Source organism: Streptomyces sp. NH27, assembly GCF_056859195.1.
Window position 1 is genome coordinate 1 of record NZ_JACEGK010000183.1, and the last position, 13523, is coordinate 13523.

The 13523-nt window shown below is 72.2% G+C and carries 13 protein-coding genes; 4 read left to right on the forward strand and 9 right to left on the reverse strand.

Features of this window, described 5'->3' with window-relative positions; genetic code table 11:
• Positions 1-57: 57 nt before the first annotated feature.
• A complete protein-coding gene (locus tag AC13HU_RS16905) occupies positions 58-294 on the reverse strand; it encodes an MmyB family transcriptional regulator (RefSeq protein ID WP_483042701.1) in 237 nt (78 codons plus the stop codon).
• A gap of 188 nt (positions 295-482) precedes the next feature.
• On the opposite strand from AC13HU_RS16905, the gene AC13HU_RS16910 reads away from it, so the two are divergent.
• The gene (locus AC13HU_RS16910) at positions 483-1340 is read left to right on the forward strand and encodes an NAD-dependent epimerase/dehydratase family protein (protein ID WP_483042702.1); all 858 of its coding nucleotides are present in this window, start codon (positions 483-485) and stop codon (positions 1338-1340) included.
• Between the two features lie 130 nt (positions 1341-1470).
• Positions 1471-2259, forward strand: coding sequence for a DUF5995 family protein (locus AC13HU_RS16915; protein ID WP_483042703.1), 789 nt, complete (start codon positions 1471-1473; stop codon positions 2257-2259).
• Here the strand turns inward: AC13HU_RS16915 and AC13HU_RS16920 are convergent.
• The 6 genes from AC13HU_RS16920 to AC13HU_RS16945 all read right to left on the reverse strand — a co-directional run bounded on the left by AC13HU_RS16920 (position 2245) and on the right by AC13HU_RS16945 (position 8823).
• Positions 2245-3963 (reverse strand): flavin monoamine oxidase family protein, encoded by a 1719-nt coding sequence (locus AC13HU_RS16920; protein WP_483042704.1) that lies wholly within the window; start codon positions 3961-3963, stop codon positions 2245-2247. The two genes, AC13HU_RS16915 and AC13HU_RS16920, sit on opposite strands and share 15 nt — an antisense overlap.
• Complete coding sequence (locus AC13HU_RS16925) at positions 3960-4778, reverse strand: carbon-nitrogen hydrolase family protein (RefSeq protein ID WP_483042705.1); 819 nt, start codon at positions 4776-4778, stop codon at positions 3960-3962. The genes AC13HU_RS16920 and AC13HU_RS16925 overlap by 4 nt, the downstream gene beginning before the upstream one ends.
• Before the next feature lie 250 nt (positions 4779-5028).
• On the reverse strand, positions 5029-6018 hold the full coding sequence (locus tag AC13HU_RS16930) for a PRC and DUF2382 domain-containing protein (RefSeq protein ID WP_483042706.1): 990 nt from the start codon (positions 6016-6018) through the stop codon (positions 5029-5031).
• Between the two features lie 163 nt (positions 6019-6181).
• Positions 6182-6637, reverse strand: coding sequence for an Lrp/AsnC family transcriptional regulator (locus AC13HU_RS16935; protein WP_483042707.1), 456 nt, complete (start codon positions 6635-6637; stop codon positions 6182-6184).
• 23 nt (positions 6638-6660) lie between these two features.
• The gene (locus AC13HU_RS16940; RefSeq protein ID WP_483042708.1) at positions 6661-8124 is read right to left on the reverse strand and encodes a GuaB1 family IMP dehydrogenase-related protein; all 1464 of its coding nucleotides are present in this window, start codon (positions 8122-8124) and stop codon (positions 6661-6663) included.
• Between the two features lie 447 nt (positions 8125-8571).
• Complete coding sequence (locus AC13HU_RS16945) at positions 8572-8823, reverse strand: DUF7848 domain-containing protein (protein ID WP_483042709.1); 252 nt, start codon at positions 8821-8823, stop codon at positions 8572-8574.
• A gap of 193 nt (positions 8824-9016) precedes the next feature.
• Between AC13HU_RS16945 and AC13HU_RS16950 the strand changes: the two genes are divergently transcribed.
• The gene (locus tag AC13HU_RS16950) at positions 9017-9346 is read left to right on the forward strand and encodes a barstar family protein (RefSeq protein WP_483042710.1); all 330 of its coding nucleotides are present in this window, start codon (positions 9017-9019) and stop codon (positions 9344-9346) included.
• Positions 9347-9554: 208 nt separating this feature from the next.
• Here AC13HU_RS16950 and AC13HU_RS16955 read toward each other — a convergent pair whose 3' ends face one another.
• Positions 9555-10553: a sugar-binding transcriptional regulator gene (locus tag AC13HU_RS16955; protein WP_483042712.1), complete on the reverse strand. Its 999-nt coding sequence runs from the start codon at positions 10551-10553 to the stop codon at positions 9555-9557.
• 250 nt (positions 10554-10803) lie between these two features.
• Entirely contained in the window at positions 10804-11469 is a 666-nt protein-coding gene (gene rpe / locus AC13HU_RS16960; RefSeq protein ID WP_483042711.1) for a ribulose-phosphate 3-epimerase, read from the reverse strand.
• A 518-nt stretch (positions 11470-11987) separates the two neighbouring features.
• Between rpe and AC13HU_RS16965 the strand changes: the two genes are divergently transcribed.
• Positions 11988-13523 (forward strand): glycoside hydrolase family 27 protein (locus tag AC13HU_RS16965; RefSeq protein WP_483042713.1); only part of this gene is annotated, 1536 nt, incomplete at its 3' end.

Genomic DNA, 13523 nt, shown 5'->3' on the forward strand with positions numbered 1-13523 from the left:
GAACACGCCATGGCACAGGCTCGCGCCATCTCCCGTGCCGTACAAGGGAGTTGGCACTCAGCTCACGGAGAGGTCCTGGCTGCCGATCACCCGCGGCAGTTGGAGCCGGTGGTAGGACTCGGCCCCGGGCCGGGCGGCGAACACCACCAGCCGCTGGTCCCCTTCGGAATTCAGCAGCACCTCGCAGTCCGGCGCCAGCTCCCCCACCACCGGGTGCCGGAAGCGGTTCACGTCCGTGGGGCCCGGGCGGTCACGGCAGCAGCGCAGGAAGTCGGCGAGTCCGGATCGCGCCACGCCACCGGCATGCGTCGGCCGCACGGGGCTATCCAGGGAGTGCCGCTCCCCGGATCGGCAGGTCTCTCCCGCCCGGCCCCGGCCGCGCGCACGGTGGGAACCGCACCCCGACGACGCGGGTGGCGGACGCGGGTCCGCCGGCCGGCGTCCGGCGGACCCGTACAACGAACACTTCCGAGGAGCACATGATGAGGATTCTGGTCACCGGAGCCACCGGCCAGGTCGGCCGCAGGTTCGTCCCCCGGCTGATGCAGCAGGCCGGGCGCGGCGGCGACACCGTACGGCTGCTGGTGCGTGACGAGGCGCGGGCGGAGCCGTTCACCCGGCTCGGCGCGGAGGCCGTGGCCGGCGAACTGCGCGAGGGCGCGGACCTGCGCAAGGCCGTCGACGGGGTCGACGCGGTGGTGAACATCGCGGCCTCCTTCCGCGGCGTGCCCGACGAGGAGGCGTGGGCGGTCAACCGCGACGCCGCGCTCGACCTCGGCCGGGCCGCGGTGGCGGCGGGTGTGAGCCGCTTCGTGCAGGTCAGCACCAATCTGGTGTACGGCGCAGGGCGCGGCCGCCCCGCCGTCGAGGACGACGAGCCGCTGCCCGGCAGCCGGCTGTCGGGCGCCTACCCCGACTCCAAGCGCGAGGCCGAGACCGGGCTGCTCGCCCTGGACGGCCTCGACCTGCGGATCGGCCGGCTCGCGTTCGTCTACGGCGAGGGCGACCCGCACCTCGCGCAGGTCATGCGGTGGGCCCAGGAGTGGGCCGGGCACAAGCGGCTGCAGATGGTCCACCACGCCGATGTCGGCCAGGCCCTGCTGCGCCTGCTCTACGCCCCGGGCCTGGCCGGCCGGACCTACAACATCGCCGACGACGCGCCGGTCACCGCCGTCGAACTGTTCTGGCTCAACGGCGCCGAGCCGCCCGTCGAAGCCGCCGACCGCCCGGTCGAGGACCCGTGGGACGGCATCGTCTCCACCGCCCGTATCCGCGACGAGCTGGGCTTCCGCCCGATCTACCCGTCGGTGTGGAACGCGCGCGACGCGGGCGCGCTGTAGTCGAGCGCAGCCGCGGTCCCGCCGGACCGCGGCGCGCGGCCCACCGGACGGGCGGCGGCGAGCCCGCCGTCACGGCGACATCGCCGCGCGGCGCGGGAGGCCGCGGCGGAGCGGTGCGGAAGCTGGGGTGATGACGACGACGGCACAGTGGACGGCGCCGGGGGACGTGGCGGATGTGGTGGCGCGGATGCGGGCGCTGGCGGCGGGGCTCCCGCCGGCGGACGGGGTGGCGGTGTTCAACCGGGTCTACCTCGCGGTCACCGAGGAGGTCACCCGGGAACTCGCGGACGGCCGCTTCTCGGACGGACCCGAGACGGCGGAGCTGGCCGTGCTCTTCGCCGGGCGGTATCTGGCGGCGGTCGAGGCCGGGGGCGCGGCCGGCGGTGGAAGGCACCGCGCCGTTGAGGACCGGGGTACGCCCGCCTGCTGGCGGCCCCTGCTGCGGGCGCGGGCCGACGAGGGCGTCCACCCGCTCCAGTTCGCCCTCGCCGGTATCACCGCCCACGTGGGCCACGACCTCGCGCTCGCGGTGGTCGACACCTGCCGGGCCACCGGCCGTGTGCCCGCCGCGGTCGCCACCGACTACGCCGAGGTGGGCGCCGTACTCACCGCCATCGAGGTCCGGGTCAGGGAGGAGCTGATGCCCGGCCCCGATCTGCTGGAGCGCTTCGACCCGCTCACCCACGCCGTGGCGTCATGGTCCCTGGCCCGCGCGCGGGACGGCGCGTGGGCCACGGCCCGCCTGCTGTGGGCGATCCGCGGCCGTCCGGCGGCGTACGAGGAGTGCGCCCGGAGCCTGGACGTCTCCGTCGGCCTGATGGCCGACGTCCTGCTCGCCCCGTTCCCCGCGCACCCCACCCGCGTCCCGCCGGTGCGGCCGGTTCCGGCGGTGGTGCTGCCCGCCTCAGTCCTCCGGTAGCAGCACCGGCGCGATCTCGTCGTAGCGGTCGCCGGGGCCGGGGTTGAGCGGGTCGGTGGCGCCACCGAGGTGGTGCATGACGCCCCACACCGCGTTGAGCGCGGTCTGCACCGCGCCCTCGGCCCATCCGGCGGTCCAGGACACGTCGTCCCCGGCGAGGAAGATGCCGCGCTTGTCGGCGGGCAGCAGATCCTGCACGAAGTGCGTGAACAGCCGCCGCTGGTAGCGGTAGTGGCCGGGCAGGTTGGCCTTGAACGCGCCCATGAAGTAGGGCTCGTCCTCCCAGGAGACGGTGACCGGGTTGCCGATGATGTGCTTCCTGATGTCCACGCCGGGATAGATCTCGCCGAGCGACTTGAGCATGACCTCCATCCGCTCGTGCGCGCTCAGCGGCAGCCACTTCGAGCTGTCGTCGCACCAGGTGTACGACAGGCAGATCACCGCCGGCCGGTCCGGGCCGTCGTCGAGCAGGTAGGTGCCGCGGGTCATCCGGTCGGTGAGCGTCATCGACATCGTGTCGCGGCCGGTGCGCGGGTCCCGGTCGAGCCAGAACGGCCGGTCGACGGGCACGAAGAGCTTGCTGGACTCCATGTAGTGGGTGCGCTCGATCGCGGTCCAGTGGTCGATCGGGAAGAGCGAGTCGTCGCAGGCGATCTTCGACAGCAGCATCCAGCTCTGCGCGGTGAACACCGCGGCGCGGTAGCTGCGGATGTCGCCGGTGGCGTCGGTGACGGTGATCCGGTTGCCCGCGGTGCGGTGCAGCCCGGTGACCGCCGGGCGCGGGGTGCCGCCGTGCAGGGAGCGCAGCGAGGTGCCGCGCGGCCAGTGCAGCAGCTTGTCCGGCTCGCGTTCCCACAGCCGCAGCGGGAGTTGCCGGCTGCCGCCGACGATGCTGTGGTGGTCGTCGTCGGCGCCGGTGTAGACGACCCGCAGGATCTCCAGGATCGAGTTGGGGAAGTCGGTGTCCCAGCCGCCGGTGCCGAAGCCGACCTGGCCGAAGATCTCCCGGTGCCGGAAGGACGCGAACTCCGGTGCGGCACACAGGAATCCGTAGAAGGTCTGGTTGTCGAGCCGCTCGACCAGCGCGGACCAGATCTCCCTGATCCGTGGTACGTCCCTGGTGCGCAGCGCGTGCTGCATCGCGGAGAAGTCGGCGCCCTCCTCCAGGCAGGCGTTCCAGGCACGCATCACCTGGTGGTAGACCTCGGGCAGGTCGTCGACCGAAGTGGCGTAGTGCGACCGGCCCTTGAGGTCGACGACGGTCGAAGGGGTGCAGGGCGCCAGCGGGTTGGGGAACGGCTTGGTGGTCAGCCCCACCAGGTCGATGTAGTGACGCAGCGTGGTGGACGACGGCGGGAAGCGCATCGCGCCCATCTCCGCGGTCGGCGCGCCTTCCTCGCCGGCGGCGCCGAGCCCGTCGAAGCCGACGGTCCGCAGCCGGCCGCCGATCTCGTCGGCCTCGTAGAGCACCGGCCGCAGGCCCATCCGCATCAGCTCGAAGGCGGTCACCATGCCGGACAGGCCGCCGCCGATCACGGCGACCTCGGTGCCGTGCACGGTGGGCGGCACCGCGCCGAGCCCGGCGGGATGCGCGAGGAAGTCGTCGTACGGGAAGGGGAAGTCGGGGCCGAACATCGTGATGGGCGGTTCGGCCTGGGCCCGGGCGTGCCCCTCGTCGTGGATGGCGGTGGGGACGGACGTCATGGGGTGGTTCTCCTGGCGGCGAGCGAGCCGTACAACTCGGGGCGGCGGTCGGTCAGATACGGGTTCTGCTCGCGGGTGGCACGCAGCAGCTCCATGTCGGCGTCGGCGACGAGGAGTTCGGGTCCGGCGCCGGCCCGGGCGCGCACCGCGCCGTCCGGTCCGGCCAGGCAGCTCCCGCCGACGAAGTCGTACTCGCCTTCGGGACCGCAGCGGTTGACGTACGCGATGTGCATGCCGTTCTCGAACGCGCGGGCCGGCAGCAGCGTTTCGGCGACGAACCCGTACGGGCGCATCAACGCGGTGGGCACGACGAGCAGTTCGGTGCCGGCCAGGGCGTGCGCGCGTACCGCCTCCGGGAACTCGACGTCGTAGCAGATCAGCAGGCCGATCCGGACGCCGTCCAGGGTGGCCTGGACCAGCGGGCGGTCGCCGGGGGTGAACACGGAGCGCTCGTAGTCGCCGAAGAGGTGGGTCTTGCGGTAGTCGGCCAGCGCGGTGCCGTCCGGGCCGGTGAGCCGGGCCGCGTTGTGGACGTGGTCGCCGTCCCGCTCGGGGTAGCCGTGCACGATGGCGATGGCGTGCCGTACGGCGATGCCGGCGATGTACTGGGCGGCGGCTCCGCCGGCCGGCTCGGCCGCTTCGGCGACGGTGTCCCCGAGGGCGTAGCCGGTCAGGAACATCTCGCCCGTCACCAGCAGCCGCGCGCCGCGCCCGGCCGCCTCGGCGGCTGCCGTCTCCAGTGCCGCGAGGCTCGCCGCGGTGCTCGCCGGCAGCCCGCCGGGCCCTTGCAGCAGCCCTGTCCGCAACGCTTCCACCGTTCCCCGCTTCCTGGCGACCGCTCCGGTCCGCCGCGGCTTTCCGCAGCTCAACCCGTCCCTTCCAGACGCTACGTGCCGTCCCGCAGGGGCAACAAGACGCGAACATTGCGCCTATGGCCCCGATCCGTTGCGTCCTGGTGGGCGGAAACGGCGATCCGTTGCGCGACGTGGGCGCCGACCCCTGGTGAGCCGAGCACCCACCCCCGGTGAGGGGGTGGGCGCCCGGGCGAATCGCGAGGGGCGGGTCTCAGGTCAGGCCCTCCTCGTCGGTGGACTTGGCGGAGCGCTCGGTGCCGGGTTCACCGCTCATCTCGGACTCGATCCGCTCCTTGCGGACCCTGCCGTGCACCTTGCGCTGCTCGGTGTGCTCCTCGACGCGCATCCGCACGCGCTCCTTGGGCACGACCTCGGTCTCGACCACGGCCTTGTCCTCGTGGAGGGTGACGACCCGGTCGGCCTCGCTGATGTCGCCGGCGCGGGCGTCGCGGTCCGCCTCGGTGATCGGCACGCGTTCGAGCCGGACCTCCTCGTGGACGATCGGTACGGTCTGCTCGACCTCCTCGACGTCGACGTACTTGTGCATCCGTGCCCTGCCGCTCGTCTGGCGCTCGACCCTGACGTGCATCTCCTCCTCGGAGCGGGTTATCGCCGCGTCGGTGTCCATGGCCCGCGCGTCCCCGGAGCCGAGCCGTTCGGCCGCGCCGGTACGGCCGGCCGCGTAGGCGGCGGTGCCGGTGCCGGCCTCGCTGCCGGACATCTCGGTGTCGGTGGCCTTCGCGGAAGCGGCGCCCGAGTCCGCCATGTCCGCGCTGTCACCGCGTGCGGGCCGCCCCCGGCCCGCGGCACCGGCCGCCCCGGCCATGCCGGCCGCGCCACCGGCCGCCGCGGCCTTCTCCCCGGTGTCGCCCGAGGCGCCGCGCGTCTCCAGGCCGTAGTAGCGGTACAGGTGCCGCTCCTCCTCCGCGGACAGGTGGCCTCCGGCGTCCACGTCCACGTTGGGCGCGCCCTTGACCTGGTCCTTCTCGTACGGCACCTCGACGTGGTCCTGCACGATCTTCGCGGCGCGGGTCGGCACGAACGTCTCGTTGTTGCCGAAGAAGCCGGTTTTGACCGTCACCCATTCCGGAAGGCCGGTGGCGTCGTCCAGGTACATGTGCTTGGCATCGCCGATCTTCTTCCCCTGAGCGTCATGGACCGGATGGCCCACGACTTGGGGTATCTGCTCGCGCGTGATCATGTCGCCTCCTCGGGCTGCCGGGGCCGTTTTCCCGGCTCACTTCACCGCGTTACCCCATCAGGACGGGCAAAACATATCCACATATCCCAATGAGGACATTCCCTCGCGTGATCAGAGCGCCGCAAGCAGCCTCGGGGAGGCCCGGAGCCCTGGGATTCCGGGCTCAGGAGGGGCCCGCGGCACCGTAGCGGCGCAGCAGCGGCGAGAGCACCAGCACCGAGCGGGTACGGCTGACGAACGGTTCCCCCGCGATCCGCTCCAGCACCTGTTCGAAGTGGCGCACGTCGGCGGCGAAGACCTGTACGACCGCGTCGGCGTCGCCCGTCACCGTCGACGCGGACGCCACCTCCGGATAGTGCGCCAGGCCGCGCCGGATGTCCGCGGGCGAGGTGTTGTGCCGGCAGTACAGCTCCACCAGCGCCTCGGTCTGCCAGCCGAGCGCCGCGGGGTCCACCCGTACGGTGAACCCCGTGATCGCACCCGCCGCCAGCAGCCGGTCCACCCGCCGCTTCACCGCGGGCGCCGATAGCCCCACCTCGGACCCGATGTCCGCGTAGGAGCGCCGCGCGTCGGCGGCCAGGGCGTGCACGATCCGTTCGTCGATCTCATTGAGCGCCACAGCGGGAGTGTGCCACGGCGCCCCTACGACCAGCTCGCGTAGAGCGGCTTGCCCTCGGCGTACCCCGCCGCGCTCTGCACCCCGACGACGGCCCGCGCGGCGAACTCGTCCAGCGAGGCCGCACCCGCGTACGTGCAGGAGCTGCGCACGCCCGCGACGATCGAGTCGATCAGGTCCTCCACGCCGGGCCGGACCGGATCGAGGAACATCCGCGAGGTGGAGATGCCCTCCTCGAACAGCGCCTTGCGCGCCCGGTCGTACGCCGACTCGTCGCTGGTGCGGTTGCGCACCGCGCGGGCGGAGGCCATGCCGAACGACTCCTTGTACAGCCTGCCGTCGGCCGCCTGCTGGAGGTCCCCGGGAGACTCGTGCGTCCCGGCGAACCAGGAGCCGATCATGACGTTGGACGCGTCGGCCGCGAGCGCCATGGCGACGTCGCGGGGGTGCCGCACGCCCCCGTCGGCCCACACGTGCTTGCCGTGCCGCCGCGCCTCGGCCGCGCACTCCAGCACGGCGGAGAACTGCGGCCGCCCCACCCCGGTCATCATCCGGGTGGTGCACATGGCGCCGGGGCCGACCCCGACCTTGATGATGTCCGCGCCGGCCTCGATCAGGTCGCGCACGCCGTCCGCGGCGACCACGTTGCCGGCCACGACCGGCACCTTGGGGTCGAGGGCGCGCACCGCGCGCACCGCGGCGAGCATCGACTCCTGGTGGCCGTGCGCGGTGTCGACGACGAGCGTGTCGACGCCCGCGTCGAGGAGCTGCTTCGCCTTGCCCGCCACGTCGCCGTTGATGCCGACGGCCGCGGCGATCCGCAGCCGCCCGCCGGCGTCCACGGCCGGCTGGTAGAGGGTGGCGCGCAGCGCGCCGGTGCGGGAGAGGATGCCGGCCAGCCGCCCGTCGGCGTCGACGGCCGGGGCGAGGCGGCGGTGCGCGTTGTCCAGGCGGTGGAAGGCGTCCCGGGGGTCCATGTCCGCGTCGAGGAGCAGCAGGTCGCGGGACATCACCTCGGAGAGCTGGGTGAAGCGGTCCACGCCGGTGAGGTCGGCCTCGGTGACCACGCCGACCGGGCGGCCGTCCTCCACCACGATGCCGGCGCCGTGCGCGCGCTTGGGCAGCAGCGAGAGCGCGTCGGCGACGGTCTGCGACGGGGCGAGGGTGATCGGCGTGTCGAGCACGAGGTGGCGCTGCTTGACCCAGCCGATGACCTCGGTGACCACGTCTATCGGGATGTCCTGCGGGATGACCGTCAGGCCGCCGCGGCGGGCGACCGTCTCGGTCATCCGGCGGCCGGCGATCGCGGTCATGTTCGCCACGACCAGCGGGATCGTGGTGCCGGTGCCGTCGGGCGAGCGGAGGTCCACCGCCTGCCGGGAGCCCACGGCGCTGCGGCCGGGCACCATGAAGACATCGTCGTACGTCAGGTCGTACGGTACCGAAGGACAGCTTTCTCGCTCACCCGTCCGCGGGTTCAAAAATCGCATGTGCCCAGCGTACGGGCACTATCCTCCCAGTTGTCGGTTCCTCCATCCGCAGCATCGGGCCCCTGTACGAACACACGACAAGGCCCCCCGTCGCGGGGGCAACAGGGGGCTTGCCGGTCGGGGCTAGTTGTCGCCCTTCCGACGTCGGAGGAGGGGACGGAGTAGGCCACGGTCTGACTGCCACCCCTCCGGAGGCGGGCTGTATGGCGAGCATTCTCCGCACGCCGGGCACGTCCAACGCCCGTGCAGCCCGTGTACCTCCGCGCTGCACTTCGTGCACACGTCCGTCGTGTAGTAGGGCTCTTCGGTCACGTCGTCGCTCACATCTTCAGTGTGCAGGATGCGGGGGCACAGGCGAAGGGGCGGCGCCCGATGACCATCCGCAGTTTCCGCACGACCACCCGCCTCCGGGCCCCTGGCTTGTGCCGGCACCACAGTTAGGACAGTTCACTGTGTCCTCCCTCGTAGGGTCTTCTGATCGTTCATCATCCTCGTCACCCACTGCCGTTCCACGTGCTCCGTGAAGACGGTGTGCGTGGGGTAGCGCCCGGGGTGCCGTAGCGCCCAGTCCTGGACCGCTCCTCGCGGAAGGCGGTGTCCCGGACGAAGCGGAGCTTGTTTTCGATCACCCAGTTGTGCCCTCAAGATATTTGCGATCCGTTCGGGGGATGCCTGTCGGCTGGTCAGGTCGGTGATCACGTAGACGGTCTCGCGGCGACGAAGAAGCGAACTCCGGCGCGGCGAACGGTCGCCTTCGTGTCACAGCCATGCCACGGGAAGGTGCTGGCCCCCGCCCCTCCGTGCGCGGCGAGGCGCCGCCGTATTGGCGGAAACGGCGCGGCGCACCCGCGATCACCAGGGACTTTGCGTCGGGCTGTGACAGCATCGGCGCATGCTCGTGCTCGATCTGGCCGGAGTGGGCGACCGGCAGGAGTTCATGGACCGGGTCTCCGCCGACCTGCGGCTGCCCGACTGGTTCGGGCGCAACTGGGACGCCCTCGCGGACTGCCTCACCGATCTCTCCTGGTGGCCGGTGGAGCCCGGCGGCCGACGGCTGCACGTGCGCAACTGGCAGCGCTTCGCCGCCGAACTCCCCCGCGAGTGGCGGATCGTGAAGGACATCCTCCGCGACGCCGAACTGTTCTGGCGGCACACCGACAGCGAACTGGCCGTCGTCGTCGAGGGCGAGCACCCCGACGACGCCGGCACCCCGCTCGGCTAGCGGCCCCTCCTTCCGCGGAAGTGGCCGCGCGAAAACAGGGGCGCGCGGCGGCACCACCCAGGCGAAGCTCTGGGGGGAGAACTGCGCGACCAGCCACTGCCGGGCGGTAGGTCCGGCGACAACACCTGCCACCCCACCGGAACGGACCAGCCCACCCGCAAGAGAAGGTCCGGCGACAACACCGGCCGCCCCACCCGGGCGGTGCGGCTCAGCCCCCGGCCGGGGAACCGTCCGGGTCGGCCCGGTCCAGCGCCGGCCTGGGCGCCGGCCCGGTGGAGTGCAGCAGGAAATCCGCCGCGGCCGTATCCGTCACGAGGCTGGTCACCAGCCCGGACCTCAGCACCGCGTTGATCGCCTCGGCCTTCCGCATCCCGCCCGCGATGGCGAGCACTTCCGGAATGCGGCGCAGCCGATCCGCGTCGATCGTTATGCACCGCTCCCGCAGGTCCCGCCCGACCCGGCGGCCGCGGGCGTCGAAGAGGTGCGACGACATCTCCGCGGCGACCCCGAGACTCGCGTAGTGCTCGCGCTCGGCGTCGGACACTGCGTCGTACACCGTGGAGATCCCGGCCTCCCACGAGCCGATCGAGACGACCGCGACGGTGACCTTCTCGAAGTAGCTCATCGCGGCGGCGATCTGGCCCTGCGCACGCAGCGCGGAGGCGGTGGCGGGGTCGGCGAGCACCATGGGCGCGTACAGCGGGTGGGCCTCGCCGCCGGAGACGGCCGCGGCGGTGCGGACCGCCTCGACCGAGCCGCGCTCGGCGGTGCCGACGTCGTACACACCGGTGAGCTGGACGACGGTGCAGGGGGCGAGCCGGTCCAGCGCGTTGGCCATGGTGATGATGGAACGGCCCCAGGCGAGGCCGAGCACGTCACCGTCGCTGACGAGTTCGCCGAGCAGATCCGCGGCAACCGCGCCGAGGTTCTCCGGGTCGGGCGCGTCGGCCTGGTCGGCGGGGGTCTCCACGACGACCGCGTGCCGCAGCCCGTAGTGGGCGCGCAGCGCGTCGGAGCGCTCGGCATCGAGTTCCGCGGGCACTCTGATCTCGATCCGCACCAGGTCGCGTTCGAGCGCGGTCTCCAGCACCCGGGCCACCTTGAAACGGCTGACCCCGAACTCCTCGGCGATCTGGATCTTGGACTTGCCCTCCAGGTAGAAGCGACGTGCCATCGCTGCCGCCTGGACCATCTCGCCCGGGCCCATGCGCACCTGTGCGCGGCCTGTGCTCACGTCGCCTCTCCCCAGTCACCCATCTGATCAGCTCCGCCGCCATCCTCCCAGACGCCGGGGGTTACGGGCGCGTAGCCTCGGGCCGACCCGGCCGTGCGGAACGACCCGCCCCGACGGTTCGGCTGCCGGTCCGCTGCCGTTCCCACGCCCGTTCCCACGCCGTACGGGCACCCGCCGTACGGGCCTCCGCCGTACCGATCCACGCCGTACCGACCCCCGGTGCTCAGAGCGCGACGGCCGCGTCGGCCTGCTCGCGCAGGGACCGGATCGCGGCGGCCGGGTCGTCCGTGCCGTAGACCGCGGAACCGGCCACGAAGACGTCGGCGCCGGCCTCGGCGCAGCGCTCGATGGTCTCGGCGGAGACCCCGCCGTCGACCTGGAGCCACATCTCCAGGCCGTACTTGTCGATCAGTGCCCGGGTGCGGCGGATCTTGGGCAGCATGATGTCGAGGAACGCCTGCCCGCCGAAACCGGGCTCGACGGTCATCACCAGCAGCATGTCGAGCTCGGGCAGCAGGTCCTCGTACGGCTCGATCGGGGTGGCCGGCTTCAGCGCCATCGAGGCGCGGGCACCCTTGGCGCGGATCTCGCGGGCCAGCCGGACCGGTGCGGCGGCGGCCTCCACGTGGAAGGTGACGGAGCCCGCGCCGGCCTCGACATAGCCGGGCGCCCAGCGGTCGGGCTCGTCGATCATCAGGTGGCAGTCGAGCGGGATGTCCGTGGCCCGGCCCAGCGCTTCGACCACCGGCATGCCCAGTGTCAGGTTCGGCACGAAGTGGTTGTCCATCACGTCGACGTGGAGCCAGTCGGCGCCCTTGGCCGCGTCGGCCGCCTGGGCGAGCCGGGCGAAGTCGGCGGACAGGATGCTGGGGTTGATCTGCGCGGTCATGGTTCCCAAGCAAACCAGATCCGGCGCGGGCGTGTGCGGCGGGCCATCGCCGTAGGGTGCCGGCGGGCACGTGCGGGGCGCCCGCGCAGGCGGCGGCAGGTGCGTACGGCGCCTTCGGCGCGCAGCGGGCCGGTTGGTCCGCGCACGCGGGCGTGGCCACGAACACCGCGGGTGCGCCCAACCCCCGCCAGTGCGGCAAACCCCCCGCCGATGGCTGGTTCCGTAGTGGTCGGAGACCTCCCCGGCGGCCCACCGCAGCGCACTCGCGTCAGAACTCTTGACGGGGTATCAACACAAGCCGACACTTCGTCGTGCCAACTTCCAACACCGTCGGTCATTTTGCAACAAGCGGCGGTGGGCGCCGCCTGCTCCGCGCCCCTCGCGCGGTGCCCGCACGCCCCTCCCCCACCGAAGGAGACGGCACGATGCGCCCCACAGCACCCGCACGACCAGCACTCCCTTCCGGGTTCGCGCGCCCGCTGCGCCGGCCGCTCGCGGCATCGGTCGCGGCCCTGCTGATGCTCTCCCTGCTCGTCCTGTTCGGCTCGACCCCGCGCGCGCACGCCTTGGACAACGGGCTGGCCCGTACGCCCCCGATGGGCTTCAACGACTGGAACGCGTTCGGCTGCAACGTCAGCGAGCAGCTCATCGAGCAGACCGCCGACTACCTGGTCTCCTCGGGCCTGAAGGACGACGGGTACACCTACGTCAACATCGACGACTGCTGGATGACGAAGAACCGCGACTCGGCCGGGAACCTCGTGCCCGACCCGGCGAAGTTCCCCGACGGGATCAGCGGCACCGCGGCGTACGTCCACGCCAAGGGCCTCAAGCTCGGCATCTACGAGAGCGCCGGCACCGCGACCTGCGCCGGCTACCCCGGCAGCCTCGACCACGAGCAGCAGGACGCGAACAGCTTCGCGTCCTGGGGCGTGGACTACCTGAAGTACGACAACTGCAACAACCAGGGCGTGCCCTGGGAGCAGCGCTACGACGCCATGCGGGACGCGCTCGCCAGTACCGGCCGGCCCATCGTCTTCAGCATGTGCGAGTGGGGCGAGGACAACGTGTGGACCTGGGGGGCCGCCACCGGCAACCTGTGGCGCACCACCGGTGACATCAACGCGTCGTTCGGTTCGATGCTGTCGATCTACCACAGCAACGTGCAGCTCGCGCAGTACGCAGGGCCGGGCGCCTGGAACGACCCGGACATGCTGGAGGTCGGCAACGGCATGTCCTTCACCGAGGACCGCAGCGAGTTCAGCCTGTGGGCGGAAATGGCCGCGCCGCTGATGGCCGGCACCGACCTGCGCACGGCCACCCCGGCCACGCTGTCGCTCTACGGCAACAAGGCGGTCATCGCGGTCGACCAGGACTCGCTGGGCAAGCAGGGCACCCAGGTGTCGTCCTCCGGCGGGCTCGACGTGCTCACCAAGCCGCTGTCCAACGGCGACGTGTCGGTGGCGCTGTTCAACGAGAACCCCTGGGCGGCCACCATCAGCACCACCGCCGCCGCGGTCAACGCACCGGCCGCCTCCTCCTACAAGCTGACCAACCTGTGGACGAACGCGGTCAGCACCAGCAGCGGCGCGATCTCGGCCTCCGTGCCCGGCCACGGCACCGTGATGTTCCGGGTCTCCCCCGGCAGCGGCACCACCGTCGGCTCCACCCACCCGCTGCTCGGCGCGTCCTCGCACCGCTGCCTGGACGCGAACGGCGGCGCGACCGCCCCCGGCACCGCGATCGACATCTGGGACTGCGGCGGCGGCAGCAACCAGGCGGTCACCCTCACGTCGGCCGGTGAACTGCGGTTGTACGGCGGGACCCAGTGCCTGGACGCCTACAACAACCAGACCACCTCCGGCACCAAGGTCGAGCTGTGGTCCTGCAACGGCGGCGCCAACCAGCAGTGGCAGCTCAACCCGGACGGCACCATCACCGGCGCCCAGTCCGGCCTGTGCCTCGACGTCACCGGCGGCGACAAACCGGCCGGCAACGTCAACGGCACCGCGCTGGAGCTGTGGACCTGCAACGGCGGCGCCAACCAGCAGTGG

Excerpts from the sequence above, each read along its gene's own strand:
- AC13HU_RS16910 (WP_483042702.1), top strand. The coding sequence starts at position 483 with ATGAGGATTCTGGTCACCGGAGCCACCGGCCAGGTCGGCCGCAGGTTC.
- AC13HU_RS16915 (WP_483042703.1), top strand. The coding sequence starts at position 1,471 with ATGACGACGACGGCACAGTGGACGGCGCCGGGGGACGTGGCGGATGTG.
- AC13HU_RS16920 (WP_483042704.1), bottom strand. The coding sequence starts at position 3,963 with ATGACGTCCGTCCCCACCGCCATCCACGACGAGGGGCACGCCCGGGCC.
- AC13HU_RS16930 (WP_483042706.1), bottom strand. The coding sequence starts at position 6,018 with ATGATCACGCGCGAGCAGATACCCCAAGTCGTGGGCCATCCGGTCCAT.
- AC13HU_RS16940 (WP_483042708.1), bottom strand. The coding sequence starts at position 8,124 with ATGCGATTTTTGAACCCGCGGACGGGTGAGCGAGAAAGCTGTCCTTCG.
- AC13HU_RS16950 (WP_483042710.1), top strand. The coding sequence starts at position 9,017 with ATGCTCGTGCTCGATCTGGCCGGAGTGGGCGACCGGCAGGAGTTCATG.
- AC13HU_RS16955 (WP_483042712.1), bottom strand. The coding sequence starts at position 10,553 with ATGGGCCCGGGCGAGATGGTCCAGGCGGCAGCGATGGCACGTCGCTTC.
- rpe (WP_483042711.1), bottom strand. The coding sequence starts at position 11,469 with ATGACCGCGCAGATCAACCCCAGCATCCTGTCCGCCGACTTCGCCCGG.